Genomic DNA, 24,789 nt, shown 5'->3' with positions numbered 1-24,789 from the left:
GGCCGCCGGTGGCAACGCGGGCCAGGCCCGCGCCCAGGCCGGAGCCGCCGGTGACCAGTTTCAGCTCGCTCACCGCCTCGCCCAGCACCGGCAGATCGGCCATGGTCAGGGTATCCAGCACCGCGTAGTTCACGCCATTGGCTTTCAGTTCCTCGAGCCGGGCATGGACCGCCGCCGGGCCGGCCAGCACGGCGTGATAGTCCACCAGCCCCACCTGGCCCCGGGCCTGGGCGGCCATCAGCCGCTGCAGGTTGGCATCCCGCATGGGGGTCACCGGGTGATCCTTCATGCCGGACTCGTCGAGCGGCACCCCGTTCACGAACAGGTTGCCGTGGCAGACGGTGCGGCCGTTCACCGGCAGCGCCGGGCAGATCACGGTAAAGGTTTCGCCCAGCGCCGCCAGCAGGGCGTCGGTCACCGGACCGATATTGCCCTCGGCGGTGGAGTCGAAGGTGGAACAGTACTTGAAGAAGAAACGGTCGCAACCCAGCTCTTTCAGCCGCGCCAGCGCCGCCAGGGAGTCGGCCACCGCCTGCTCCACCGCGCAGGAGCGGCTCTTCAGGGAGATGACCACGGCGTCCACGTCCGCCGGCACCTCGGCGGGGCCGTGGCCGATCAGCTGGGTCACGCGCCAGCCGTTTTCCACCATAAAGCCGGCGATATCGGTGGCGCCGGTAAAGTCGTCGGCGATAACACCCAGACGTTGCGTCATTTACTTGCCCTCCGGCAGACGGATGCCCTTGAAGGTTTTGACCACGGCGGCGTCGTCTTCACGGCCGTAGCCCTCGTTGCTGGCGGCCAGGAACATCTGGTGGGCGGCGGAGGCCAGCGGCAGCGGGAATTTCATCTGGTGGGCGGTGTCCAGCACTATGCCCAGATCCTTGACGAAAATGTCGACGCTGGAGCGCGGCGCATAGTCGCCGTCCAGGATGTGCGGCACCCGGTTCTCGAACATCCAGGAATTGCCGGCGCTGTGGGTGACCACCTCGAACATCAGCTCCAGCGGGATCTCCGCCTTGGCGGCCATGGCCATGGCCTCGGCGGCGGCGGCGATGTGCACCCCGGCCAGCAGCTGGTGGATGGTCTTGACGGTGCTGCCCTGGCCGATGTCGGGCCCGACCACATAGAGTTTTTCGGCCACGGCGTCGAACAGCCCACGGGCCTGCTCGAACAGCTCGGGTTTGCCCGAGGCCATCACCGACAGCCGGCCGTCGGCGGCCTTGACGGCGCCGCCGGAGATGGGCGCGTCTATCATTTCCAGGCCCAGCTCGGCCAGGCGCCGGTGGATGGACTGGGTCTGGGTGGCGGCCAGGGTGCTGCACACGATCACCAGGCTGCCCGGGCGCAGCGCCTGGGCCAGGCCCTGCTCGCCGAACAGCACCGCCTCCACCTGGGCACCGTTCACCACCACCAGCACCAGGGCATCGAGCCGGTCCGCGTAGGGCAGCGCCGAGGGGCCGGTGCCGGCGGCGCCGGCTTCGGCCAGACGAGCGCAGGCGTCCGGGTTCAGGTCAAAACCATAGGTATCGAAGCCGGCGCGGATCAGGGACTGGGCCATGCCCATGCCCATGGAGCCGAGGCCGACCAGGCCAATACGGGAAAGTGCGCTCATCTGTGTTACTCCCAAGCTGTGAACTACTGTGATAGGTACATTATCGATCACACTTAATCACAGTTAATGTCGGGATCTCACAAAACGGGAAAGCCACAAAAACAAACAAGTTACTGATTTAAAAGATATTAATATCACCAACCCCATAACAATTATTCACAAATGAATGTGAAAAATAATGTGAGCACACTCTCACAAACCCCCTGCCGTAACCGGAAAACTAGGGTCAACCCATTGAAAAAACAAGATAACCCGGTGTTGTGAAAAGGTTGTTCAGGCCCCGCCCCGCAGCACAGCATCAAATTTTCAAATGTAACCCTAATGTTAATAATATTTTATCGATGCGCCGTTCCCCCTTAGGCTGGTTTCGAACAAGGAGGCCAGACCCTGACCGCCCCGAAACATACCGTCATCCAGAGGGACACAGACATGACAGCTGAAAAGACAGAAATCGATACGCTGATTGTAGGCGCCGGTCAGGCCGGCGTGGCCATGAGCGAGCACCTGACCAAACTCGGAGTGCCCCACCTGGTGCTGGAACGCAACCGCATCGCCGAACGCTGGCGCACCGAGCGCTGGGACTCGCTGGTGGCCAACGGCCCGGCCTGGCACGATCGCTTTCCGGGCCTGGAGTTCAACGACCTGGACCCCGACGCCTTCGCCCCCAAGGAGCGCATCGCCGCCTACTTCGAGGCCTATGCCGAGAAGTTCAACGCCCCCATTCGCACCGGCGTGGAAGTGAAAAAGGTCGTTCGTAACACCGATCGCCCGGGCTTCACCGTGGACACCTCCATCGGCGAAATTCAGGCCAACCGGGTGGTGGCCGCCACAGGTCCGTTCCAGCGTCCGGCCATTCCGCCGATTGCGCCCAAGGACGAGAGCCTGTACCAGATCCATTCTTCCGCCTATCGCAACCCGGACCAGTTACCCGCCGGCGCCGTGCTGGTGGTGGGTGCCGGCTCCTCGGGAGTACAGATCGCCGACGAGCTGCAGCGGGCCGGCAAGACCGTTTACCTGTCGGTAGGCCCCCACGACCGTCCGCCCCGCGCCTATCGCAACCGCGACTTCTGCTGGTGGCTGGGTGTGCTAGGCGAGTGGGACGCCGAAGCCATGAAGCCGGGGACCGAGCACGTCACCATTGCCGTCAGCGGCGCCCGGGGCGGCCACACCGTCGATTTCCGCAAGCTGGCCAGACAGGGCATCAACCTGGTGGGCCGCACCGGCACCTTTGCCAACGGTAAAGTCACCTTTGAACAGGATCTGGCGGAAAACATTCGCAACGGCGACGCCAACTACCTGGAACTGCTGGATGCGGCCGATGCCTACATTGCCCGCAATAATCTGGATCTGCCGGAAGAGCCCGAAGCCCGCGAATTACTGCCGGACCCCGAGTGCATGACCAACCCGACCCTGGAGCTGGGCATGGCCGAGGCCGGTATCACCTCCATCATCTGGGCCACCGGTTTCACCACAGATTACAGCTGGCTCGACGTGAACGCCTTTGACGACAAGGGCAAACCCCAGCACAAGCGCGGTGTGTCGAGCGAACCGGGGATCTATTTCCTGGGTCTGCCCTGGCTGTCCCGCCGTGGCTCCACCTTTATCTGGGGGGTATGGCACGACGCCAAGCACATCGCCGACCACATCGCCACTCAGCGCAAGTATGCCGCCTACAAGGACGCCGACCAGCGTGACGCCGGCAAGGTCAGCGACATTCGCGCTGCCAAAAAGGAAAGCGCCGCCTGAAACTAACCCATTAACCCGGACCGGCACAGTGCCGGTCCCTGTTCGCTTACTCAATCAGTATTAACCGGAGCAACCCCATGCCCACTCACACTCGCATACGCATGTTCAACACCAAGGAAACCTACCCCAACCAGAGCCTGGACAACGATCTGTGCCAGGCGGTACGGGCGGGCAACACCGTCTATGTGCGCGGTCAGGTCGGTACCGACTTCGAAGGCAAGCTGGTCGGGCTGGGCGATCCCCGGGCCCAGGCGGAGCAGGCGATGAAGAACGTCAAACAGCTGCTGGAAGAAGCCGGCAGCGACATGAGCCATATCGTCAAGACCACCACCTACATCACGGATCCGCGCTTTCGCGAGCCGGTCTACCAGGAGGTGGGCAAGTGGCTGAAGGGGGTCTACCCCATCTCCACCGGCCTGGTGGTGGCGGGCCTGGCCCAGGCCGAATGGCTGATGGAGATCGATGTCATCGCCGTCATTCCCGACGAACAGGCATAAGGAGGATACCATGACCTTTTCCGTCGCCGGGCTTTGCCCCGACACCGGCATGATGGGCTGCGCCATCAGCTCCTCCAGCATCGCCGTGGCCAGCCGCTGCGCCTTCGTGCACAGCGGCGTGGGCGTGGCCCTGAGCCAGAATGTCACCAATCCGGTGCTGGGCCCCCTGGCACTGGAGCTGTTGCAGGAGGGAGTGGCGGTGGAGCAGATCCCCGCCGTGCTGGCCAAGGCCGACCCCCACCTTCAATGGCGCCAGCTCGGCGTGCTGGACCGCCAGGGCAACGGCGTCACCTTCAGCGGCGACCGGGCCCTGGGCCTGAATGCCACCGCCCGGGGCCGGCACTGCCTGGCCATGGGCAACCTGCTGGCCAACACCCGGGTGCCCCAGGCCATGGTGGACGCCTTCGAGCTGAGCCGGGGCCACCTGGCCGAACGGCTGCTGCTGGCGCTGGAAGCCGGGCTGGAGGCCGGCGGCGAGCTGGGGCCAGTACATTCCGCCGGCCTGCTGATGAGCGCCGAGCCCAGTTGGCCGGTGGTGGATCTGCGGGTCGACTGGCATATCGCCCCCCTCCACGAACTGCGCCTGCTCTGGCGGCAATACCAGCCACAGATGCAGGCCTACATCACCCGCGCCCAGGATCCGGCCCAGGCCGACGCCTTCGGCGTACCGGGGGATGAATAAGGGGTCGGCTGCCGCCCGGCAAGGGAAGACCGGCATCACCCCGACAACCCGGGTGTCCATGCGGACACCCGATTCAACCCAAAATGGATGTAATGGAGATACAGATAATGGATTTGTTCAAATCTTTCTCAACCCTCGCCAAAGCCGTTCCCCTCGCTTGTCTGGCCTTCGGTGCCCAAGCGGAAACCTGGAAGTACGCCATCGAGGTATCCCAGGGAGATATTCAGGATCTCTATGCTCAGGAGTTCAAGAAACGCATTGAGGCCAAGACCGACGGTGACGTGAAGGTCAATATCTTCTACGGTGGCACCCTGGGTACTTCGGCCGACGCCACCGAGCTGGTAGCCGATGGTGCCCTGCAATTCGCCAATATATCCCTTGGCCACCTGGGTTCCTTCGTGCCGGAGATACAGCTGTTTTCCATCCCCTTCATCCTGTCGGAGAACAACGAAGTCAACAAACACCTGATGACCGACTCCACAACCGTCTATCAGGGCATGGAAAAAGGTTTCGCCAAGACCGGGCTGCGCCTGATGAGCATCTACTCCGAAGGAGAGGATGCCTGGGCCGCCAACCGTGCCGTGCGTACTCCGGAAGATCTGAACAACTTCAAGATGCGTATTCTGGTGTCCCCGCTGCAGGTAGAGGCATTCAAGGATCTGGGCTCCAGCCCCACCCCGCTACCTTTTGGTGAAGTCTACGGTGCCCTGCAACTGAAGATGATCGACGGGGTCGGCCAACCCATCTCCTCGGTCTACCAGAGCAACTTCTTCGAGGTGACTGACTACCTGATCTCGGCCCGCCATCAGCTGTTCACCAGCGCCATCATCACCGGCGATGACTGGTTCGACGGTCTGCCGACCGAGCGCCAGCAGCTGATCCGCGACACCATGACGGAAGTCACCCACTACATGATGGACGAGGTACCCAGGCTGGAGCAGGAGTTCCTGGCCAAGATACTGCAGGAAAAACCGGCCATGACCTATATCAGCCTGGACGAAGCCCAGCGTGACGCCTTCCGGGCCAGGGCCGAGCAAACCCGGCAGAAGTTCGTACAGATGGTAGGCAGCCATGGCCAGCAGGTGCTGGACGGCTTTCTCGCCGAGCGCGACCGTCTGGAGCAGCAGCTGAACTGAGGTTCGGCTTTCTCCCCGCCGCCGCCCGGCAATGGGTGGCGGCACCTGCCGAGGGTACCCCTATGAATCCCATGCTACACCGCGGACTGATCCTGGCCGACCGCTGGATCCACCGGCTGGAAGTGACCTGTCTGGCCGGTGGCATACTGCTGATGGCACTGAACACCATCATCAACGTATTCGGCCGCTACCTCTTTGCCCACAGCCTGTATTTTGCCGAAGAACTGAACCAGATCCTGATGGTGGTGATCACCTTCATGGGGTTGGGTTACGTCACCCGCCAGGGCCGCCATATCCGCATGTCCGCCCTCTACGACGTGCTGCCCGATCGCTACAAGAAAGGGCTGATGCTGCTGATTACCCTGAGCACTGCCCTCACCCTGTTCCTGCTCAGCTACTACGCCTATGCCTATGTTGCTCAGATGGCCCGGCGCGGCATGATCACGGCCGCCCTGCAGATCCCCCTGTACTGGACCCTGCTGGTGGTGCCGCTCGGCTTCTTCATCGCCGGACTGCAATACAGCCTGGCCTTTATCCGCAACCTGCAAAGCCGCGACATTTTCCTGTCGTTCCATGCCTTGGACATCTACGACGAATCGCAACCCAAGGAGTCGCTCTGACGCGGCCGCCCACAGAAGGAAAAAACCATGACCACGGTAATGCTGAGTACCATGATAGTGCTGCTGTTGCTGGGCTTTCCCATGATGATGCCGCTGCTCATCGCCACCCTGGCGGCCTTTTTCCTGTTTTTCGAGATGCTCAATCCCACCATCATCATCCAGCAGATGGTGGGCGGGGTGAAACCCTCGGCGCTGGTCGCCGTGCCGATGTTCATTCTCTCGGCCGACATTATCACTCGCGGCCATTCCTCGGATCGCCTGCTCGACCTGGTGATGCGCTTCGTCGGCCACCTGCGTGGCGGCCTGGCAGTCACGGTAGCGACCACCTGTACCCTGTTCGGTGCGGTTTCCGGCTCCACCCAGGCGACAGTGGTGGCGGTGGGTGGCCCCATGCGGCCACGCATGCTCAAGGCCGGTTATAGCGATACCTTTACCATGGCATTGGCCATCAACGCCTCCGACATTGCCTTCCTGATCCCGCCCAGCATCGGCATGATCATCTACGGTGTGCTCACCGGCACCTCCATTTCCGAGCTGTTCATCGCCGGCATAGGGCCGGGGCTGCTGATCCTGGCGATGTTTTCCGGTTATGCGGTGTTCTACGCCTGGCGTCACCGCATACCGGTAGAACCCAGATCCAGCTGGCATGAACGCTGGCGGGCCATCCGCCGGGCGATCTGGCCCGCCGGCTTCCCGTTGATCATCGTCGGCGGCATCTACGGCGGCGTGTTCAGCCCCAGCGAGGCCGCCGCCATCTGTGTGCTCTACGCCATCCTGCTCGAGGTGGTTATCTTCCGGTCCATCAGGCTGAAGGAGCTGCCCGGCATCGCCCTGTCCACCGGCCTGGTCACCGCCGTGGTCTTCATCCTGATCGGGGCCGGAGCCGCTTTTTCCTGGGCCTTGTCCTACGCTGAGGTGCCCCAGACCATCATCAACGGCCTCAACCTGGCCGACGCCGAGCCCATGACGGTGTTGCTTTGCATCGCCGTCGCTTTCTTTATCGGCTGCATGTTCGTCGATCCCATAGTGGTGATGCTGATCCTGATCCCCATCTTCCTCCCCCTGATCCGCTCCTCCGGGCTCGATCCGGTACTGGTCGGCACCATGATTACCCTGCAGGTAGCCATCGGATCGGCCACGCCCCCCTTCGGCTGCGACATTTTCACCGCCATCGCCATTTTCCGGCGACCCTATATGGAGGTGATACGGGGTACTCCCCCCTTCATATTCATGCTGTTGCTGACCGCCGTGCTCTTGGCCCTGTTTCCGCAGATAGCCCTGTTCCTGCGTGATTTACTGGTCTCATCCCGATAAGGAGAATGACATGAATACGCCCCATTCCTCCCCCTTCCGCCACCTGCTGGTAGCGGTGGACGGCTCACAGGCCGCTCTCCAGGCCCTGGATACCGCCGCCGAGTTGGCCCACGCTTTCCACAGCCGGCTTAGCCTGGTCAGCGTCTACCGACATTTTTCCTACACCAACCGGCGCTATACCCAGCTCAGGGTCGGCCCCATTGAGGCCGCCAGTCCGGTGGAGCTGAGCCTGAAGTCCCTGGCCGAGGAAGCTCTCCTGCAGGCCCAGACACGCCTTACACAACGAGGCCTGAGAGCGGACTGCCATCTTCGCCGGGGAACGCCGGCTACCGTCATCCTCGAGCTGGCGGACCAGTTGTCGGTGGACGCCATCGTCCTGGGCAGCCATGCCGAGGGTGATCGCCTGTTCGGCAGCCTGGCCGACCGGGTCAGTGCCCAGGCTCACTGCAGCTGCATCAGGGTGCGCGGAGTCGGCTCAGGCATCTGAATAGTTTTTATTTATTCAAGGCACAGTATAAAAATATTTTTAATATACAAAGCCATTACATAATCTTCACCACAGAGAAACATCCCGGCCTGCGGTAGCAGCCCGGAGTGACCAATGTTTACCAGGAGATCCCATGGCCAGCGCCCTTACCCTCGAAATTCTGCAGCGACTGATCGGCTACGACACCACCAGCGCCAATTCCAACCTGGCCCTGCTGGATTATGTGCGCGGCCACCTGAACGGCTACGGAGTGGCCAGCACCCTGGTGCATGACGAGGCCGGGCAGAAGGCCAACCTCTACGCCACCATAGGGCCGGCGGACCAGGCCGGCATCATGCTCTCGGGCCATACCGACACGGTGCCGGTCACCAGCCAGCAATGGCGTCATGACCCCTATCGGCTGACCCTGGAGGAGGGCCGCTGCTACGGCCGGGGCACCGCCGACATGAAGGGCTTCCTCGCCCTGGTGCTGGCCGCTGTACCCGAGATGGTGAAGCAGCCCCTGCACACCCCCATCCACCTCGCCTTTTCCTACGACGAGGAGATCGGCTGCGTGGGGGTGCGCCGGCTGATCGACACCCTGGCCGAGCTGCCGCTCAAGCCGGCCCTGTGTATCATCGGCGAGCCCACCCAGATGAAGGTGGTCACCGCCCACAAGGGCAAGCTCGCCGCCCGGGTCGACGTCCGCGGCAAGGAATGCCACTCGGGCCTGGCGCCGTTCGGGGTCAACGCCATCAACTACGCCGCCCGCCTGATCCAGTGGCTGGAGCGCCTAGCCATCCAGAAGCGCAACCAGGGCCCCTTCGAGGAAGGCTACGAGATCCCCTACAGCACAGTGCATACCGGCACTGTGGCAGGGGGCACCGCCCTCAACATAGTGCCCAACCACTGCCAGTTCCTGTTCGAGATCCGCAATATCGCCGCCGAGGATCCCCGCCGCCTGCTGGCGGAGTTCCGGGATTATGCCGACACCTTGGCGGCGGAGATGCGCCGCACCGATCCGCACTGCGCCATCGACGTCGAGATCACCACCGAATACCCAGGGCTCAGCACCGCCAACGACGCCGAGGTGGTGGCCTTCGTGCAGTGCCTGGCCGGCACCGAGGGCACCCACACCATCGGCTTCGGCACCGAAGGGGGCCTGTTCAGCCGGGTGCTGGGGGTGCCCACCCTGGTATGCGGCCCCGGCAGCATGGAGCAGGGCCACAAGCCCGACGAGTTCATCGACCTCAGCCAGCTCGAGCAGGGCGAGCGCTTTATCGCCCGCCTGCTGGCACAACTGAGGGCGCCCGCCGGGCGTCCAGCTTAACCAGCGCAACCCGAAGGTTCCCGGCAAGCGGCGGCAGGAGCTAGCCGCCCGCCCCGGGAGCCGGCCATAGCAACGTTTAGGAGTGAATGGAATATGTCCGACAATGTCACCTACGCCGCGGCGCCCGCCGCCGGCAACAGCAAGGCGAACACCGGCTTCGGCCGGGTACTGGGGCTCGGCTCCCTGCTGGCGGTCGCCATCGGCCTGGTGGTGTCCCAGGGGGTCATGGTGCTGATGCTGCAGGGCGCCGGCATCGCCGGCCTGGGCTTTATCATCCCCCTGGCCATCGGCTATGTGCTGGCCCTGACCTACGTCTATTCCTTTTCCGAGCTGTCGCTGATGATCCCTCGCGCCGGCAGCCTCAGCAGCTACACCGAGGTCGCCATCGGCCAGTTTCCGGCCATACTGGCGGTGTTCTCCGGCTACATAGTGGTGGCCATGTTCGCCCTGTCCGCCGAACTGCTGCTGCTCGACTTTATCATCGACAAGATCTACCCCGGCGTCTTTCCGCCCATGAGCGTGGGCATCGGCCTGCTCGCCGTCTTCACCGGCCTCAACCTGATGGGCATCGATCTGTTCGCCAAGCTGCAGTCGGTACTGGCCTTCGTCATGGTGCTGGCGCTGCTGGCGCTCGGCCTGTCCGCCATCGGTGGCGTGGCCAATCCCCATCCGGCGGGCATCGATCTCACCGCCGACTGGAACCCGCTGGGCGCCGGTGTCATCACCCTGGTCGCCCTGGCCATCTGGGGCTATGTGGGCGCCGAGTTCGTCTGTCCCCTGGTGGAGGAGTCCAAGGCTCCCGAGCGCAACATCCCCCGGGCCATGATCATCGGCGTCACCGTGATCTTCATCACCATCGCCATCTACTGCCTGGGTGCCCTCTTCTATATACCGGCGGATCAACTGGCCGCCTCGCCCCTGCCCCATTACGACTTCGCCAAGGCGGTGTTCGGCGAGGCCGGCCTGACCTTCCTGGCCATCGCCGCCATCACCGCCACCTGCAGCACGGTGAATACCTCCCTGGCGGCGATTCCACGCATGCTCTACGGCATGGCCCAGAACGGCCAGGCCTTCCCCCAGTTCAAGCACCTGACCAGGGGCACCCGGACGCCCTGGGTGGCGGTGCTGTTCGTGGCGGCGGTCACCGGCCTGCCCATGCTGATCATGGGCGACGATCCGGATGCCATCGGCCTGCTGCTGATTTCCGCCGCTATCGCCTGGCTGCTGGCCTATATCATCACCCATGTCAACGTCATCGCCCTGCGCCGCCGCTACCCGGAGATGAAACGGCCCTTCAGGACCCCCTTCTACCCCCTGCCCCAGATCATCGGCATCGGCGGCATGCTCTATGCGGTGTACTACGCCTCGCCCGCCCCCGAACTGAGCGGGCAGATCTTCGGCGCCGCCGGCGCGGTGCTGGGCATCGTCTCGGTGATAGGGGTGCTCTGGGTCAAACTGGTGATGAAGAAGAAGCTGTTCGAGCCCGAGCCCATCGAGAAGGTGCTGGACGCCAAGTAGGCGGGCGCGCCAGGATGAAGGCAGTCTGACAAACCTTCAGAGTTGACCAGACAGGCAACGCCTATGCCAAAGCAGGCGAACAAAGGGAGCGGCTCCGCCGACCGTCACATGCCAGGGATGGTATGTGCGAGCCTACATGGATGTACTTGCGGCGTGTCGGCGGAGTTGGCCCTTTGGCTGACCTATGCGGTCATGACAACGACCTGTCATCAAACTGAAACGGCGACCGAGGTCGCCGTTTTTTATTAGCGGAATTCAGTGCCCGTACGGTCGCCCCGGGCCCATTTGAGGGCCGAAACTCACTGGTTTGTCCCGAAAAGTGCCGAAAGGAACCTTTTTGGGGACTCTTTCCACTCCATCCCCCTTGTATAATTTTTTCAAATGCAAACACTGAAAAAATAATATTTTAACAATGATGAAATGATCCGTAACCTCAAGGTTAGCGGTTTGTTAACCCGTTGGGCCAGAGCGGCTCCGCGAGCGAAACGACAGGCCGGTGATGGTATTCAAGTACGAGCAAAGGAGCGATGTCGAAAATGTCCAAACCAACCAACATCAGCATGCAGGAAGTGTGGCAGCAGGACAGGGATCACTACATCCATCCCTGGACCGACTTCTCCACCTTCAAGGAAACCGGCTCCATGGTGCTGGCCGGCAGCGATAACGTGCACGTGATCGACGGCGACGGCAACCGCTATCTGGACGGCATCGGCGGGCTCTGGTGCGTCAACATCGGCTACGGCCGGGAAGAGATGGCCGAGGCCATCGCCGAGCAGGTACGGCAGATGCCCTACTATTCCTGCTTCGGCCACCACACCACTGTGCCCGCCGCCCGGCTGGCCGCCAAGCTGGCGGAGCTGGCCCCGGGCAACCTCAACCACGTGTTTTATGGCTGCGGCGGCTCCGTCGCCAACGACACCGCGGTGCGCATCATCCACTTCTACTTCAACCAGCTGGGCAAGAAGAGCAAGAAGAAGATCATCTCCCGCATCGACGGCTACCACGGCAGCACCTATATGGCGATGTCGATCACCGGGGTCAAGTTCGACCATATCGGCTTCGATATCGAGGAGCAGCTGGTGCACCATATATCCTGCCCCAACCCCTATCGCCGCCCAGCCGGCCAGAGCCTGGAGGATTTCTGCAACGAGAAGGTGCAGGAGCTGGAAGACAAGATCCTGGAGCTGGGCCCGGACAATGTCGCCGCCTTCTTCGCCGAGCCCATCATGGGTGCCGGCGGGGTCATAGTGGCGCCCGAGGGCTACCACCGGAAGATCCTGGCCGTGTGTCGCAAATACGGCGTGCTCTACGTGTCCGACGAGGTGGTCACCGCCTTCGGTCGCCTGGGCCACATGTTCGCCTCCGAGGCCGAGTTCGGCATAGTGCCGGACATCATCACCTGCGCCAAGGGCCTGACCTCCGGTTACCTGCCCCTGGGGGCCACCATCCTCTCGGACGAGATCTACGAGGTGATAAGCAAACCCCAGGCGGACGGAGCCATCTTCACCCACGGCTTCACCTACTCGGGACACCCGGTCAGTTGTGCCGCCGGTCTGAAGAACATCGAGATCATGGAGCGGGAACAACTGTGCGCCCAGGTGCGCGACATGGGCGCCTATTTCGAAACCCAGTTGAAGACCCTGCTCGATCTGCCCATCGTCGGCGACGTGCGCGGCCGCAAATTCATGATGTGCATCGAAAACGTGGCCGACAAGGAGACCAAGGCCCTGATCGATCCCCAGGCCCGGGTCGGCAACCGCATCGCCGCCCACTGCCAGGCCCGCGGCCTGATAGTGCGCCCCCTGGCCCACATGAACGTGCTGTCGCCGCCCCTCACCCTGGCCAAGGAGCATATCGACTTTATGATTGCCACCCTGCGGGAGAGCATCGAGGTCACCGTCCAGGAACTGAAGGCGGAAGGCTTTCTCTGAGCCAGGGCTCGTCCATTCTGCCGTGTTGTGGCGGGAGCCTGCTCCCGCCTTTTTCCATTCCCGCCCCGGCGCCGGAAAGCCGTCGCCGCCATTGCATTATTTTTTCAAATCCAGATATATTTTTAGCACAGTCTAAATAATGGTTCGGGAAGGGCGCTTGCCGAGCCGTTTCCCTTTGCAGGAAGCAAGCCTATGCGTTTTACCCTCAAGCAACTGCGCTACTTCGTGGTGGCCGGCGAACACAGCAGCGTCACCCGGGCGGCGGAGGAGCTGCACGTCTCGCAGCCCTCCATTTCCTCCGCCATCCTGCACCTGGAGAGCGTCACCGGGCTGCAGCTGTTCGTGCGCCACCATGCCCAGGGGCTGTCGCTCACCCCCTCGGGCCGGCAGTTTATCGTCAAGGCCAAGCAGTTGCTGGGCCAGGCCGACGGCCTGGCCCACTACGCCAGCACCCTGGGGCAGGATGTGGCCGGCTCCCTGCGCATCGTCGGTTTTCCCACCTTCACCCCCATACTGGTGCCCGGTCTGGTCCGCCGTTTCAACGACATGTACCCGGCGGTGAATGTGCAGTGCGACGAAAAGCACCAGAAGGACATCATCCAGGGCCTGCACGACGGCCGCTACGAACTGGCCCTGACCTACGACCTGCAGATCCCCGCGGACATCGAGTTCGAGCCGCTGATGGAATTCCCGCCCTACGCGGTGATGAGCCAGGATCATCCCCTGGCGGAGCGCGGCGAGCTGGCGCTGGCGGAGCTGGCCGGGCACCCCATGGTGCTGCTCGACTGGCCCATGAGCCGGGAGTATTTCTTCTCCCTGTTCCTCAGCCAGGGGCTGGAGCCCGACTTCGCCTACCAGGCCAGGTCGATGGACATGGTGCGCGGCCTGGTGGCCAACGACTTCGGTTACTCCCTGTTCAACGTGCCCCTGGTCAACAACCTGGCGCTCGACGGCAAGCGCCTCGCCCATGTGCCGCTGACCGACAACCTGCGCCCCCTGCGCATGGGGGTGGCCCGGCTGGCCCAGTTCCGGCTGACGCCGGCGGCGGAGGCCTTTATCGAGCAGTTGAGTAAACAGGCCCAGCAGCTGTCGAGCACCGTCTTCACCGACAGCCGCTTCTATCGCAGCCTGAAATGATTGGCATAGATAAATCAAATCCAAAACAAAAAATTAAAATATTTTACAGATGCAAGCCCGCTTCATAGTCTGGCAAGACAAGGCAGCCGCTGACTGGAGCGGATTCCGCCCTGGGATCGATACTGACAGGACGAGGAAACCCCGAGCAGGGGTGAATGGAGAGAAGGATGACGGTACGAGACAAAGCCTACTGGCAGCACAAGTGCGAACAACTCACCCTGGAAACCCGGGCCTTTATCGACGGCGGCTTTGCCGACGCCGCCAGCGGGGCAAGCTACGCCATGGTCAATCCGGCCACCGGCAAGCTGCTGGGGCAGGTGGCGGCCTGTGACGAGGCGGACGTCGACCGGGCCGTGGCCGCCGCCCGGCGCAGCTTCGACGCCGGAGCCTGGTCCCGGGCCGCGCCCCGGGAGCGCAAGGCGGTGCTGCTGAAGCTGGCCGCCCTGATCCGGGAACATGCGGAAGAGCTGGCCCTGCTGGAGTGCCTGAACGTGGGCAAGCCGATACAGGATGCGCTCAACATCGACATTCCCGGCTCGGCCGCCTGCTTCGAGTGGTACGCCGAGGCGGTGGACAAGCTCTACGGCGAGGTCGCCCCCACCGACGGCGACAGCGTCGCCACCATCACCCGCGAACCCATAGGGGTGGTGGCCGCCGTGGTGCCCTGGAACTTTCCCCTCGACATCGCCGCCTGGAAGCTGGCCCCGGCGCTGATCTGCGGCAACTCGGTGGTGCTCAAGCCCGCCGAGCAGTCGCCGCTCACCGCCCTGCGCCTGGCCGGGCTGGCGCGGGAAGCGGGCCTGCCCGACGGTGTGCTCAACGTGGTCACCGGCCTGGGCCAGGTGGTGGGCAAGGCCCTGGGCTTGCACAACGACGTTGACTGCCTCGCCTTTACCGGCTCGACCCGGGTGGGCAAGCTGTTTATGGGCTACTCCGCCGAGTCCAACATGAAGCCGGTCTGGCCCGAGACCGGCGGCAAGAGCCCCAATATCATCTTCGCCGACTGCGATCTGGACGAGGCGGTGGCCCACGCCGCCCAGGGCATTTTCTTCAACCAGGGCGAAGTCTGCTCCGCCAACTCCCGCATCCTGGTGGACAACCGCATCAAGGCCCAGTTCGTGGAGCAGTTCTTGGCCCGGGCCCGCGCCCTCAAGGTGGGGGACCCCCTGGATCCGGACACCCGAGTGGGGGCACTGATCGATCTGGCCCATGCCGACCGGGTACGCCAGTGCATCCGCCAGGCCCGGGAGGACGGCGCCGAGCTGCTGACCGGCGGCGAAGGCGCGACGGAGACCGCCTATGTGCCGCCCACCGTGTTCGACAAGGTGGATCCGGAGGCGGCGCTGGCCCGGGACGAGGTGTTCGGCCCGGTGGCGGCCCTGTTCGGCTTCGACAGCGAGGAAGAGGCCATCGCCCTGGCCAACGACTCCATCTACGGCCTGGCGGCCTCGGTGTGGACCAACGATCTGAACCGGGCCCACCGGGTGGCGCGCCGGCTGCGGGCCGGCACCGTCTCGGTGAACACCATGGACGCCCTGGACTTCAGCACCCCCTTCGGCGGCTACAAGCAGTCGGGCTTCGGCCGGGATCTCTCCCTGCACGCCCTGGACAAGTTCACCCAGCTCAAGACCACCTGGATAAAACTGCGCTAACGGTGAACACGGCCTGGCCAGGGGTTCCCGCTGCGCGGGAAGGCGGGCGGGCCGCCCGCGCTCCACCGGCAAGGCGCAGTTCCGCAAGCCACGGCGTTTAACCGCCGGCTAAAACCAAAAAGGCTCCCTTGCGGGAGCCTCCTTGTTTACAGGGTGGTCAGCAGCTGCCACAGATCCGCCTGCATGGCAGCGGCGGTCACTTCCCGGCCGGCGCCGGGGCCCTGGATCACCAGGGGGTTCTGGCGGTAGTGCTGAGTCTCGATGGCGAACACATTGTCGCCGGGCCGCAGGTGGGCGAAGGCGTGCTCGCCGGCCACCACCTCCAGCCCCACGCTGGCCTCGCCGCTCTGGGCATCGAAGCGGGCCACGTGGCGCAGCACCCCGCCCTCTTCCCGGGCCTGGGCCAGGGCCTCGGCCAGGGGCTGGTCCAGCTCGTCCAGCCGGTCGATAAAGCGCTCCCTGTCCAGCGCCGCCAGGGACTCGGGCACCAGGTTGCTGACCCGAACCTTGGCCGGATCCAGGTCGAAGCCCGCCTCCCGCGCCAGGATCACCAGCTTGCGCTTCACGTCCTGGCCGTTCAGATCCTCCCGGGGATCCGGCTCGGTCAGGCCCTGCTGCCAGGCCTGCAACACCAGCTCGGAAAAGGGCTGGCTGCCGTCGAAGTGCTGGAACAGCCAACTCAGGGTGCCGGAGAAGAGGCCGCTGATGGCGCGGATCTGCTCGCCCGAGTGGCGCAACTGGTGGATGGCGGTCTGCACCGGCAGGCCGGCGCCCACGGTGGCGTTGCTGAGAAACTGCACCCTGTGCTCGGCCAGGCCCTGCTTGAGCCGCAGGTAGAACGCCTGCTCCGCCGCCCCGCCGTGCTTGTTGGCGGCAATCAGGTGCACATGGCGCTGCACCAGGGCCGGATAGTGCTGCACCAGCGCCTCGGAGGCGGTGAAGTCCAGGGCCACCAGGCTGTCGAAGCCGTGTTCCTCCAGATCCTCCAGCCAGTCGGGCCAGACGATGGACCTGGGCTGGAAGTCGTTCAGCACCTGCTCCACCTCCAGGCCCTGGCTGGCCAACATGCCGCCGCGGGAGTCGAAGGCGCCGTAGAGGCTGAGCTGCACGTTCAGCTCCTGCTCCAGCCGCGCCTTCTGCTCCCGGTACAGCCTGAGCCAGGCCTGGCCGATGTTGCCCCGGCCGAACAGCACCAGACCGACCCGCCTGGGCCGGCTGAACAGGCTCTGGTGCAGGCGCAGCAGCAGCGGATCCAGCACCACCTTGCGCACCACCGCCACCAGGCTCAGGCCGTTGCCGGCGGGCTGGATGAACTCCAGCGGCTGCTCATTGAGGGCGTGGTAGAAGTGCAGGCACTGCTCGGCCTGGGCGGTGACGCCCTTGCCCACCAGGGCCACCAGGGAGAAGCCTTCCCGCAGTTGCAGCCCCTCGAAGCTGCCGGCGGGCTGGTGATCCCTGAGCAGGGAGAAGGCCTGCTCGGCCTGCTCCCGGGTATAGGCAATCTGCCACAGCCGGCGCTCGGGCCGGCGCTTGCAGGCCAGGGGCGCCAGCTCGCGCCGGGTCAGCCAGTCGGTGAGGGCGTCCACCGTCTCCTGAAAGCGGGCGGGAATGGTCATCTCCAGCAGCACGGTATCGTCCACCGCGGTGACGATGCGCGCGCCCTGGGCCCGCTGCGGCTGGCGCAGTATGCGGGTATGGCCGTCGTCCGGGTGGTAGCTGCAGCGCAGCATCAGTTGCTGGCGGCTGGCGGCCACCGGGCCCAGGGTGCGGCTGTGCAGCACCGGCGAACCCAGCCGGGCCAGCTCGGCGGCTTCCGGCAGCGACAGCCGGGTCAGCAGCCGCGCCTCCTTCACCCGCCGCGGATCGGCGCTGAACACCCCGGGCACGTCGCTCCAGATGGTGGCGTGGCTGCTGTCGGCCAGGGACGCCAGCAGGGTGGCGCTGAAGTCGGAGCCGTTGCGCCCCAGCAGCCGGGTACGACCTTCGGCGTCGGCGGCGATAAAGCCGGTCACCACCAGGATCTGGTCCTGGTGCCCGGCCAGGATCGCACCCAGGCGGCGGCGGGACTCGACTTCGTCCACCTGCACCGGCGAACCGGACACCAGCAGGAAGCGGCGGGCGTCCAGGCTGGCCGCCGGCAGGCCCTGGCCGGCAAGCAACCGGGCCAGCAGGCGGGAAGACCAGACCTCGCCGAACGACTGGATCAGGCTGCGCTGGTAATCGTCCAGCCGTTGGCTTTCCAGCACGGCGGCAATGGTCTGGATGTCGTCGTCCAGGGCCGCCAGCAGGGGCGCCGCGCCGGCCTCGTCCAGGGTGGTCTCGATCAGGCTGCGCTGAAAGCCGTGCAGGCCCTCCAGCGCCTCGGGGGCCGCGCTGTCACCGCTGGTGAACAGGCTGAGCAGCTCGATCAGCCGGTTGGTGGTCTTGCCCGGCGCCGACACCACGATCAGGGCGTCGGGCTGGGCCAGGTTGTGGATGATGCCGGCCACCCGGTGAAAACAGGCGGCGTCGGCCAGGCTGCTGCCGCCAAACTTGTGGACCGGACGACGCTGGCCGCCGGTGTCGTTCTGGAGCATGGTCATTTACTTGGTTAACGCCTTGAATGCATTGTCTAAATCGTGAATGAGGTCGCGCACGTCCTCGATCCCCACCGACACCCGCAGCAGCTGGTTGCTGATGCCGGCGGCGGCGCGGGCCTCCTCGGTCATGGCCGCGTGGGTCATGGTGGCCGGGTGGGCGATCAGGCTCTCCACCCCGCCCAGGGACTCGGCCAGGGTGAACAGCTGCAGCTGCTGCAAAAAGGCCCTCATGCCCGCCTCGTCCACGTCCAGTTCGAAGCTGAGCATGGCGCCGAAGCCGGACTGCTGGCGGGCGGCGACCTCGTGGCCGGGATTGCCGGGCAGGCTGGGATGATACACCGCCTTCACCTCGGGCCGGCCCTGCAGGTAGGCCACCAGGGCCTCGGCGTTCTCGCAGTGCTGGCGCATGCGCACGCCCAGGGTGCGCAGGCCGCGCAGGGTCAGGTAGCTGTCGAAGGGCGAGCCGGTCAGGCCCAGGCAGTTGGCCCACCAGCGCAGCTCCTCGGCCAGTTGGGCATCGGCGGCCACCACGGCCCCGCCCAGCACGTCCGAGTGGCCGTTGATGTACTTGGTGGTGGAGTGCACCACCAGGTCGGCGCCCAGTGCAAGCGGCTGCTGCAGCGCCGGCGACAGGAAGGTGTTGTCCACCACCGAGAGGGCACCGATGTCTTTCGCCGCGGCACAGAGGGCGGCGATGTCCACCACCCGCAGCAGCGGGTTGGACGGGGTTTCAATCCACAGGATCTTCGGCTTTCTGGCCAGGGCCTCGGCCAGGGCGGCGGGGTCGTTCTGATCCACGTATTCCACCCGGAAGTTGCCCTTCCGCGCCAGGGAGTTGAACAGCCGGTGGCTGCCGCCGTAGCAGTCGTGGGGCGCCAGCAGCAGATCGCCGGCCTGCAGCTGGGAGGTGATGATCAGGTTGATGGCGCCCATGCCGGTGGAGGTGACCGCCGCCCCCGCGCCGCCTTCCAGCTTGGTCAGGGCCTCGATCAGGGTCTGTCGAGTGGGGTTGCCGGAACGGGTGTAGTCGAACTGGCGCGGCTGGTTATAATCGGCAAACGAATAAGTGCTGGTGAGGTAGACCGGCGGTACCACGGCACCATGCTGGGTATCGGTGTCGATGCCGGTACGAACGGCGTAAGTCTGGGTCTGGTAGTCGGGCATGTCCTCTCCTTTGCACGCTGGCAGCCTGATGATCCGGAATTTCCAAGACGCGCACAGTAACCCAGCACAAAAAAGCCGTCAAGCCTTCCGGACGTCCACAAGGCTTTGTGGTTGGATTGCCAATAAAAAATGTAGGGGTTACAATCCCTTCGGCTTTTTAACCTTACGACGGGTGAATAATGAAGACTGAATGGAACGGCGACTATATCAGCCCTTACGCCGAGCACGGCAAGAAAAATGAACAGGTCAAGAAGATCACCGTTTCCATCCCGCTCAAGGTGCTGAAAATCCTTACCGACGAGCGCACCCGCCGCCAGGTCAACAACCTGCGCCACGCCACCAACAGCGAACTGCTGTGCGAGGCCTTCCTGCACGCCTATACCGGCCAGCCCCTGCCCCAGGACGACGACCTGCGCAAGGACGTGCCCGACCAGATCCCCGCCCGGGCCCGGGACATCATGGCCGAGCTGGGCATCGAAATCGAAGATTACGGCGCCGACCACGAAGGTTGACGCCGCACCGCGCTATCCCCGTTTCACCAGTATCTGCCGCCAGGGCAGGCCCTCGTCCCCCAGGGTGATAAAGTTGGGGTTGATCAGGCTGTCGCGCAGGTTGTAGCTGAGCCGGTCCAGGTTCAGATCCAGGATCCTTCCCCCCGCCTCTTCCACTATGCACTGGGTCGCGCCCGTGTCCCACTCGCCGGTGGGGCCGATGCGGATGTAGAGATCGGCCGCCCCTTCCGCCACCAGGCAGGACTTGAGCGAACTCGAGCCCAGCGGCACCAGCCGGTAGTCCAGGCTGGTGCTCAGCCGGGAACGCACCCAGTCCACGTCCTGCCGGCGGCTGATGGCGATGCACAGGCCGGTGAGCGGCGCCTGCCGGTCGTGATGGCGGGCACGGATGCGCACGGTGCGGCCTTCCGCCTCCTTGAAGGCACCATGCTGGTGCACCGCGTAGTACATCAGATCCTGCACCGGGGCATAAACCACCCCCAGCACCGGCCGGCCCTGCTCGATCAGCGCTATCATGGTGGAGAAGTCGCCGCTGCCGGCGATGAACTCCTGGGTACCGTCGAGCGGATCCACCAGCCAGTAGCGCGGCCAGCGGCGGCGCTCGGCCAGGGGAATGTCGCCCCCTTCCTCCGACAGCACCGGAATGTCGGCCAGCCGGCGCAGGGCCTGGTCGAGGTAGGCGTGCGCCGCCAGATCGGCGCTGGTGACCGGGCTGTCGTCGTCTTTGTGCTCAGCCTGGTAGTGGCCGCTGTCGTACAGCGTCAGTATGCGTCGGCCCGCCTCCCGGGCCGCCGCCTTGACGCCTGGCAGCAAGGCAGTGATATCCATGGTTACTCCTCTTTATTGAGCCAGTCCTGCAGCAGGAAGAGGCCGCAGATGCTGCGCGCCTCGCTGAAGTCGGGCCGGGCCATCAGCTCATCCAGTTGGCCCAGCGGCCAGGGCACCACTTCCAGCGGCTCCGGCTCATCCCCTTCGCGCTGTTCGGGATACAAATTCCGTGCCAGCAAAATATCCATGCGACTGCCAAAATAACCGGGCGCCAGGGTCACCTGCTTGAGGTGGGTCAGCTCCCTGGCCCCGTAGCCGATCTCCTCCATCAGCTCCCGGTTGCCCGCCTCCAGGGCGTCTTCTCCCGGATCGATCAACCCCTTGGGAAAACCCAGTTCATAGCTGTGGGTGCCGGCGGAATATTCGCGGATCAACAGCAGGGTCTCGTCGTCCAGCAGCGGCACCAGCATCACGGCGCCGCGGCCGCTGCCGCGCATGCGCTCGTAGACCCGCTCCACGCCGTTGCTGAACTTCAGATGGACCGATTCCACCTTGAACAGGCGGCTTTCGGCCACCAGTTCCGTATGCAGTATCTCTGGTTTCTGTTTGTCGTCCGCCATGCCTGTTCCGTCGTTATGTTCACCCGTTATTCAGAGGTTATCGCAACTGGGGAAAAACGTCTGCCCGCAAGTGGCCATGAGCATGCTTTTGCCACCCCTTTCTACTCCGGCGGCCGGGGCATCTGGTATAATCCGGCTTCGGTTTCCATGGGAGCGCGTGCAATGAACGGAGAAAAACTGTCCGTCCGGCTGGACAAATGGCTGTGGGCCGCCCGCTTCTACAAGACCCGCGGCCTGGCCCGGGAAATGATCGACGGCGGCAAGGTGCACTACAACGGCCAGCGCACCAAGCCCAGCAAGATGATGGAAGTGGGTGCCACCATCCGCCTGCGCCAGGGCCACGACGAGAAGGAAGTGGTGGTGCTGGCGCTGTCCGAGCACCGGAGCAAGGCGGAAATCGCCCAGCAATTGTACCGGGAAACCCCGGAGAGCCTGCGCAAGCGGGAGCAGAACGCCGAGGCCCGCAAGCTCAACACCCAGTTCGCGCCCAGCCCCGAACGCCGGCCGGACAAGAAGGAAAGGCGCACCCTGCTTAAAATCAAACAAGGCGACTGAGCCAGCATACAGGATCCCTTATGACCAAGACCGATCAACTCCACCGCTATCTGTTCGACCACCACCAGGTGCGCGGCGAATTGGTGCAACTGCAGCAGAGCTTCCGCCAGATCCTGGCCGCCCAGGCCTACCCGGCACCGGTGCAGCGCCTGCTGGGCGAACTGCTCACCGCCACCAGCCTGCTCACCGCCACCCTCAAGTTCGAAGGCCACATCACGGTGCAGCTGCAGGGCGACGGCCCGGTCAAACTGGCGGTGGTCAACGGCGACCACCGGCAACAGCTGCGCGGCGTGGCCCGCTGGGAAGGGCTGGTGCCCGACAGCAACCAGCTTGCCGACCTGGTCGGCAAGGGCTACCTGGCCATCACCATCACTCCCGACGAGGGCGAACGCTACCAGGGTATAGTGGAGCTGAGCGCCGACTCCCTCGGCAAGAGCCTGGAAAACTACTTCGCCCAGTCGGAGCAGTTGGCCACCCGCATCTGGCTGTTCACCGACACCCATGCCGGCCAGCAGCTCGCCGCCGGCCTGCTGCTGCAGGCGCTGCCCGCCGGCAACGCCGAACAGGAGAACGACTTCGCCCACCTCGAAACCCTCACCGACACCATCAAGGCGGAAGAACTGCTGCACCTGGACGCCCACGAGGTACTGTACCGGCTGTACAACCAGGAGGCGGTGCGGGTGTTCGATCCCCAGGATGTCAGCTTCCAGTGCACCTGCTCCCGGGAAAAATGCGAGCAGGCCTTGCTGCAGGTGGGCAGGGATGAAGCCTACGATATTGTGAAAGAACACGGCAAAGTGGAAATGCACTGCGACTACTGCGGCCAGCACTATCGTTTCGATGCCGCTGATTTACAGACATTATTTAATAACCCGCCGACATTGCATTAACATTTCGGGATAACAAAAAGGGGCATTTCGCCCCTTTTTGCTTAATTCGCCGCGCAAAATTGCAAATTTTGAAGCTGATCCCCTAAACGCCGCCTGATAACTGATATTCTCTTGTTCCAAAACAACACTAATAACGATCGCTACCCAACCCCTCTGTACCCAGGAGATAACAATGACGTCCAAGGCGCAACAATTAGGCCTTTCCCAATACGGTATTACCGACGTAACCGAGATCCTTTACAACCCTTCCTACGACCAGTTGTTTGAAGAAGAAACCCGTGCAGATTTAGAAGGCTACGAAAAGGGCGTGGTAACCAGTCTGGGCGCCGTTGCGGTGGACACCGGCATCTTTACCGGCCGCTCTCCGAAAGACAAATACATAGTGCGTGACGACGTCACCCGCGACACCGTGTGGTGGGCCGATCAGGGCAAGAACGACAACAAGCCCATGAGCCCCGACACCTGGGAACACCTCAAGGGCCTGGTTACCCGCCAGCTGTCCGGCAAGCGGCTGTTCGTGGTGGACACCTTCTGCGGCGCCAACCCGGACACCCGCCTGTCCGTGCGCTTCGTCACCGAGGTCGCCTGGCAGGCCCACTTCGTGAAGAACATGTTCATCCGTCCCACCGAGGAAGAGCTGCAAGGCTTCGAGCCCGATTTCGTGGTGATGAACGGCGCCAAGTGCACCAACCCCAACTGGCAGGAGCAGGGCCTGAACAGCGAAAACTTCGTGGCCTTCAACCTGACCGAGCGCATGCAGCTGATCGGCGGCACCTGGTACGGCGGCGAAATGAAGAAAGGCATGTTCTCCATGATGAACTACCTGCTGCCGCTCAAGGGCATCGCCTCCATGCACTGCTCCGCCAACGTGGGCCAGGACGGCGACGTGGCCATCTTCTTCGGCCTCTCCGGCACCGGCAAGACCACCCTGTCCACCGACCCCAACCGCCAGCTGATCGGTGACGACGAGCACGGCTGGGACGACGACGGCGTGTTCAACTTCGAGGGCGGCTGCTACGCCAAGACCATCAACCTGAGCCAGGAAAACGAGCCCGAGATCTACGCCGCCATCCGCCGCGACGCCCTGCTCGAGAACGTGACCGTGCTGGCCGACAACAGCATCGACTTCAACGATGGCAGCAAAACCGAGAACACCCGGGTTTCCTACCCTATCCACCACATCGACAACATCGTCAAGCCGGTGTCCAAGGCCGGTCACGCCAAGAAGGTGATCTTCCTTACCGCCGACGCCTTCGGCGTGCTGCCGCCGGTGAGCAAGCTGACCCGTGACCAGGCCCAGTACCACTTCCTGTCCGGCTTCACCGCCAAGCTGGCCGGTACCGAGCGCGGCATCACCGAGCCCACCCCCACCTTCTCCAGCTGCTTCGGCGCGGCCTTCCTGAGCCTGCACCCGACCCAGTACGCCGAGGTGCTGGCCAAGCGCATGGACGCGGTGGGTGCCGAAGCCTACCTGGTGAACACCGGCTGGAACGGCACCGGCAAGCGGATCTCCATCAAGGCGACCCGTGCCATCATCAACGCCATCCTCGACGGCTCCATCGAAAACGCCGACTTCGTGACCCTGCCCTACTTCAACGTGGCCATCCCCACCGAACTGCAGGGCGTGGAAGACGTCTCCATCCTGGATCCGCGCAACACCTACGCCGAGCCGGCCCACTGGGACGCCAAGGCCCTGGATCTGGCCCAGCGCTTCGTGAACAACTTCGAGAAGTTCACCGACACCGCCGAGGGCAAGGCCCTGGTGGCCGCCGGCCCGCAGCTGTAAGCACAGCGCCCCGGCACCTCTACAGCCCCGGCCAGCGCCGGGGCTTTTTTGTGGCCGCACAAACGCAAAAAGAGCGCTCGAGGCGCTCTTTTAATGCCGGCATCGGCCGTGTCTTTGCTTCCGCTACACCCGGTGCTGGTGGCGCCGGTCCACACTACCCGCCCGATAAGGCCTGGTGTGCTCGGTGGGGCTGGCCGGGGGGATAAGCCCGGTTCGCGGCAGGGTCCGAGGGTGTCGGTCCGCCTGTCCCAGAAGATGGAACCATAGTAGCGCC

Annotated in this window: 22 protein-coding genes; 16 read left to right on the top strand and 6 right to left on the bottom strand. The window is 64.0% G+C overall.

What is annotated here, in order from left to right:
* Nucleotides 1-712 (bottom strand): 3-oxo-tetronate kinase (otnK, locus tag CGX12_RS08255; protein ID WP_142995591.1); only part of this gene is annotated, 712 nt, incomplete at its 3' end.
* The gene (ltnD, locus tag CGX12_RS08250) at nucleotides 713-1,612 is read right to left on the bottom strand and encodes an L-threonate dehydrogenase (RefSeq protein WP_094039412.1); all 900 of its coding nucleotides are present in this window, start codon (nucleotides 1,610-1,612) and stop codon (nucleotides 713-715) included.
* A 429-nt stretch (nucleotides 1,613-2,041) separates the two neighbouring features.
* Between ltnD and CGX12_RS08245 the strand changes: the two genes are divergently transcribed.
* The 12 genes from CGX12_RS08245 to CGX12_RS08190 all read left to right on the top strand — a co-directional run bounded on the left by CGX12_RS08245 (nucleotide 2,042) and on the right by CGX12_RS08190 (nucleotide 15,641).
* Entirely contained in the window at nucleotides 2,042-3,358 is a 1,317-nt protein-coding gene (locus CGX12_RS08245; RefSeq protein ID WP_094039411.1) for a flavin-containing monooxygenase, read from the top strand.
* Nucleotides 3,359-3,435: 77 nt separating this feature from the next.
* Entirely contained in the window at nucleotides 3,436-3,855 is a 420-nt protein-coding gene (locus tag CGX12_RS08240) for a RidA family protein (protein ID WP_094039410.1), read from the top strand.
* Nucleotides 3,856-3,865: 10 nt separating this feature from the next.
* Complete coding sequence (locus CGX12_RS08235) at nucleotides 3,866-4,537, top strand: DUF1028 domain-containing protein (protein WP_094039409.1); 672 nt, start codon at nucleotides 3,866-3,868, stop codon at nucleotides 4,535-4,537.
* Nucleotides 4,538-4,644: 107 nt separating this feature from the next.
* Nucleotides 4,645-5,673 (top strand): TRAP transporter substrate-binding protein DctP, encoded by a 1,029-nt coding sequence (dctP, locus tag CGX12_RS08230; RefSeq protein WP_176442027.1) that lies wholly within the window; start codon nucleotides 4,645-4,647, stop codon nucleotides 5,671-5,673.
* 62 nt (nucleotides 5,674-5,735) lie between these two features.
* A complete protein-coding gene (locus CGX12_RS08225) occupies nucleotides 5,736-6,293 on the top strand; it encodes a TRAP transporter small permease (RefSeq protein WP_094039407.1) in 558 nt (185 codons plus the stop codon).
* A 27-nt stretch (nucleotides 6,294-6,320) separates the two neighbouring features.
* Nucleotides 6,321-7,607, top strand: coding sequence for a TRAP transporter large permease (locus tag CGX12_RS08220; RefSeq protein WP_094039406.1), 1,287 nt, complete (start codon nucleotides 6,321-6,323; stop codon nucleotides 7,605-7,607).
* Nucleotides 7,608-7,617: 10 nt separating this feature from the next.
* A complete protein-coding gene (locus CGX12_RS08215) occupies nucleotides 7,618-8,094 on the top strand; it encodes a universal stress protein (protein ID WP_094039405.1) in 477 nt (158 codons plus the stop codon).
* A gap of 133 nt (nucleotides 8,095-8,227) precedes the next feature.
* Complete coding sequence (argE, locus tag CGX12_RS08210; RefSeq protein ID WP_094039404.1) at nucleotides 8,228-9,403, top strand: acetylornithine deacetylase; 1,176 nt, start codon at nucleotides 8,228-8,230, stop codon at nucleotides 9,401-9,403.
* Nucleotides 9,404-9,496: 93 nt separating this feature from the next.
* Nucleotides 9,497-10,921: an APC family permease gene (locus CGX12_RS08205; RefSeq protein ID WP_094039403.1), complete on the top strand. Its 1,425-nt coding sequence runs from the start codon at nucleotides 9,497-9,499 to the stop codon at nucleotides 10,919-10,921.
* Between the two features lie 536 nt (nucleotides 10,922-11,457).
* The gene (locus CGX12_RS08200; RefSeq protein ID WP_094039402.1) at nucleotides 11,458-12,852 is read left to right on the top strand and encodes an aminotransferase; all 1,395 of its coding nucleotides are present in this window, start codon (nucleotides 11,458-11,460) and stop codon (nucleotides 12,850-12,852) included.
* A gap of 192 nt (nucleotides 12,853-13,044) precedes the next feature.
* Nucleotides 13,045-13,989: a LysR family transcriptional regulator gene (locus tag CGX12_RS08195; RefSeq protein WP_094039401.1), complete on the top strand. Its 945-nt coding sequence runs from the start codon at nucleotides 13,045-13,047 to the stop codon at nucleotides 13,987-13,989.
* 167 nt (nucleotides 13,990-14,156) lie between these two features.
* Nucleotides 14,157-15,641, top strand: a complete 1,485-nt coding sequence (locus CGX12_RS08190) for an aldehyde dehydrogenase (protein ID WP_094039400.1) — start codon at nucleotides 14,157-14,159, stop codon at nucleotides 15,639-15,641.
* 146 nt (nucleotides 15,642-15,787) lie between these two features.
* Here CGX12_RS08190 and metL read toward each other — a convergent pair whose 3' ends face one another.
* Nucleotides 15,788-18,223, bottom strand: a complete 2,436-nt coding sequence (gene metL / locus CGX12_RS08185) for a bifunctional aspartate kinase/homoserine dehydrogenase II (protein ID WP_094039399.1) — start codon at nucleotides 18,221-18,223, stop codon at nucleotides 15,788-15,790.
* The gene (gene metB / locus CGX12_RS08180) at nucleotides 18,224-19,384 is read right to left on the bottom strand and encodes a cystathionine gamma-synthase (RefSeq protein ID WP_094039398.1); all 1,161 of its coding nucleotides are present in this window, start codon (nucleotides 19,382-19,384) and stop codon (nucleotides 18,224-18,226) included. It lies immediately after the preceding gene.
* A 179-nt stretch (nucleotides 19,385-19,563) separates the two neighbouring features.
* Here metB and metJ point away from each other — a divergent pair, with 179 nt between their 5' ends.
* Complete coding sequence (gene metJ / locus CGX12_RS08175; RefSeq protein ID WP_094039397.1) at nucleotides 19,564-19,896, top strand: met regulon transcriptional regulator MetJ; 333 nt, start codon at nucleotides 19,564-19,566, stop codon at nucleotides 19,894-19,896.
* 12 nt (nucleotides 19,897-19,908) lie between these two features.
* On the opposite strand, the gene cysQ is transcribed toward metJ, so the two are convergent.
* Nucleotides 19,909-20,724: a 3'(2'),5'-bisphosphate nucleotidase CysQ gene (gene cysQ, locus CGX12_RS08170; RefSeq protein ID WP_094039396.1), complete on the bottom strand. Its 816-nt coding sequence runs from the start codon at nucleotides 20,722-20,724 to the stop codon at nucleotides 19,909-19,911.
* Nucleotides 20,725-20,726: 2 nt separating this feature from the next.
* Nucleotides 20,727-21,284 (bottom strand): ADP compounds hydrolase NudE, encoded by a 558-nt coding sequence (gene nudE, locus CGX12_RS08165; RefSeq protein ID WP_094039395.1) that lies wholly within the window; start codon nucleotides 21,282-21,284, stop codon nucleotides 20,727-20,729.
* Nucleotides 21,285-21,446: 162 nt separating this feature from the next.
* Here nudE and hslR point away from each other — a divergent pair, with 162 nt between their 5' ends.
* The 3 genes from hslR (at nucleotide 21,447) to pckA (ending at nucleotide 24,515) form a co-directional block, all read left to right on the top strand.
* Entirely contained in the window at nucleotides 21,447-21,839 is a 393-nt protein-coding gene (gene hslR, locus CGX12_RS08160) for a ribosome-associated heat shock protein Hsp15 (protein WP_094039394.1), read from the top strand.
* A gap of 20 nt (nucleotides 21,840-21,859) precedes the next feature.
* Nucleotides 21,860-22,729 (top strand): Hsp33 family molecular chaperone HslO, encoded by an 870-nt coding sequence (hslO, locus tag CGX12_RS08155; RefSeq protein ID WP_094039393.1) that lies wholly within the window; start codon nucleotides 21,860-21,862, stop codon nucleotides 22,727-22,729.
* Nucleotides 22,730-22,901: 172 nt separating this feature from the next.
* Nucleotides 22,902-24,515, top strand: coding sequence for a phosphoenolpyruvate carboxykinase (ATP) (pckA, locus tag CGX12_RS08150; protein ID WP_094039392.1), 1,614 nt, complete (start codon nucleotides 22,902-22,904; stop codon nucleotides 24,513-24,515).
* The last annotated feature ends 274 nt before the right edge of the window (nucleotides 24,516-24,789 follow it).

It is taken from the genome of Zobellella denitrificans (assembly GCF_002237365.1).
In the GTDB taxonomy this organism is placed as follows: Bacteria; Pseudomonadota; Gammaproteobacteria; order Enterobacterales; family Aeromonadaceae; genus Oceanimonas; species Oceanimonas denitrificans.
Note: the sequence above shows the minus strand (reverse complement) of the source record. Positions and strands in the feature narration are given on the sequence as shown.

Excerpts from the sequence above, each read along its gene's own strand:
- pckA (WP_094039392.1), top strand. The coding sequence starts at position 22,902 with ATGACGTCCAAGGCGCAACAATTAGGCCTTTCCCAATACGGTATTACC.
- ltnD (WP_094039412.1), bottom strand. The coding sequence starts at position 1,612 with ATGAGCGCACTTTCCCGTATTGGCCTGGTCGGCCTCGGCTCCATGGGC.
- metB (WP_094039398.1), bottom strand. The coding sequence starts at position 19,384 with ATGCCCGACTACCAGACCCAGACTTACGCCGTTCGTACCGGCATCGAC.
- metL (WP_094039399.1), bottom strand. The coding sequence starts at position 18,223 with ATGACCATGCTCCAGAACGACACCGGCGGCCAGCGTCGTCCGGTCCAC.
- CGX12_RS08245 (WP_094039411.1), top strand. The coding sequence starts at position 2,042 with ATGACAGCTGAAAAGACAGAAATCGATACGCTGATTGTAGGCGCCGGT.
- dctP (WP_176442027.1), top strand. The coding sequence starts at position 4,645 with ATGGATTTGTTCAAATCTTTCTCAACCCTCGCCAAAGCCGTTCCCCTC.
- CGX12_RS08190 (WP_094039400.1), top strand. The coding sequence starts at position 14,157 with ATGACGGTACGAGACAAAGCCTACTGGCAGCACAAGTGCGAACAACTC.
- CGX12_RS08215 (WP_094039405.1), top strand. The coding sequence starts at position 7,618 with ATGAATACGCCCCATTCCTCCCCCTTCCGCCACCTGCTGGTAGCGGTG.
- CGX12_RS08235 (WP_094039409.1), top strand. The coding sequence starts at position 3,866 with ATGACCTTTTCCGTCGCCGGGCTTTGCCCCGACACCGGCATGATGGGC.
- CGX12_RS08220 (WP_094039406.1), top strand. The coding sequence starts at position 6,321 with ATGACCACGGTAATGCTGAGTACCATGATAGTGCTGCTGTTGCTGGGC.
- CGX12_RS08200 (WP_094039402.1), top strand. The coding sequence starts at position 11,458 with ATGTCCAAACCAACCAACATCAGCATGCAGGAAGTGTGGCAGCAGGAC.
- CGX12_RS08240 (WP_094039410.1), top strand. The coding sequence starts at position 3,436 with ATGCCCACTCACACTCGCATACGCATGTTCAACACCAAGGAAACCTAC.
- hslR (WP_094039394.1), top strand. The coding sequence starts at position 21,447 with ATGAACGGAGAAAAACTGTCCGTCCGGCTGGACAAATGGCTGTGGGCC.
- CGX12_RS08225 (WP_094039407.1), top strand. The coding sequence starts at position 5,736 with ATGAATCCCATGCTACACCGCGGACTGATCCTGGCCGACCGCTGGATC.
- metJ (WP_094039397.1), top strand. The coding sequence starts at position 19,564 with ATGAAGACTGAATGGAACGGCGACTATATCAGCCCTTACGCCGAGCAC.
- hslO (WP_094039393.1), top strand. The coding sequence starts at position 21,860 with ATGACCAAGACCGATCAACTCCACCGCTATCTGTTCGACCACCACCAG.
- argE (WP_094039404.1), top strand. The coding sequence starts at position 8,228 with ATGGCCAGCGCCCTTACCCTCGAAATTCTGCAGCGACTGATCGGCTAC.
- CGX12_RS08205 (WP_094039403.1), top strand. The coding sequence starts at position 9,497 with ATGTCCGACAATGTCACCTACGCCGCGGCGCCCGCCGCCGGCAACAGC.
- cysQ (WP_094039396.1), bottom strand. The coding sequence starts at position 20,724 with ATGGATATCACTGCCTTGCTGCCAGGCGTCAAGGCGGCGGCCCGGGAG.
- CGX12_RS08195 (WP_094039401.1), top strand. The coding sequence starts at position 13,045 with ATGCGTTTTACCCTCAAGCAACTGCGCTACTTCGTGGTGGCCGGCGAA.
- nudE (WP_094039395.1), bottom strand. The coding sequence starts at position 21,284 with ATGGCGGACGACAAACAGAAACCAGAGATACTGCATACGGAACTGGTG.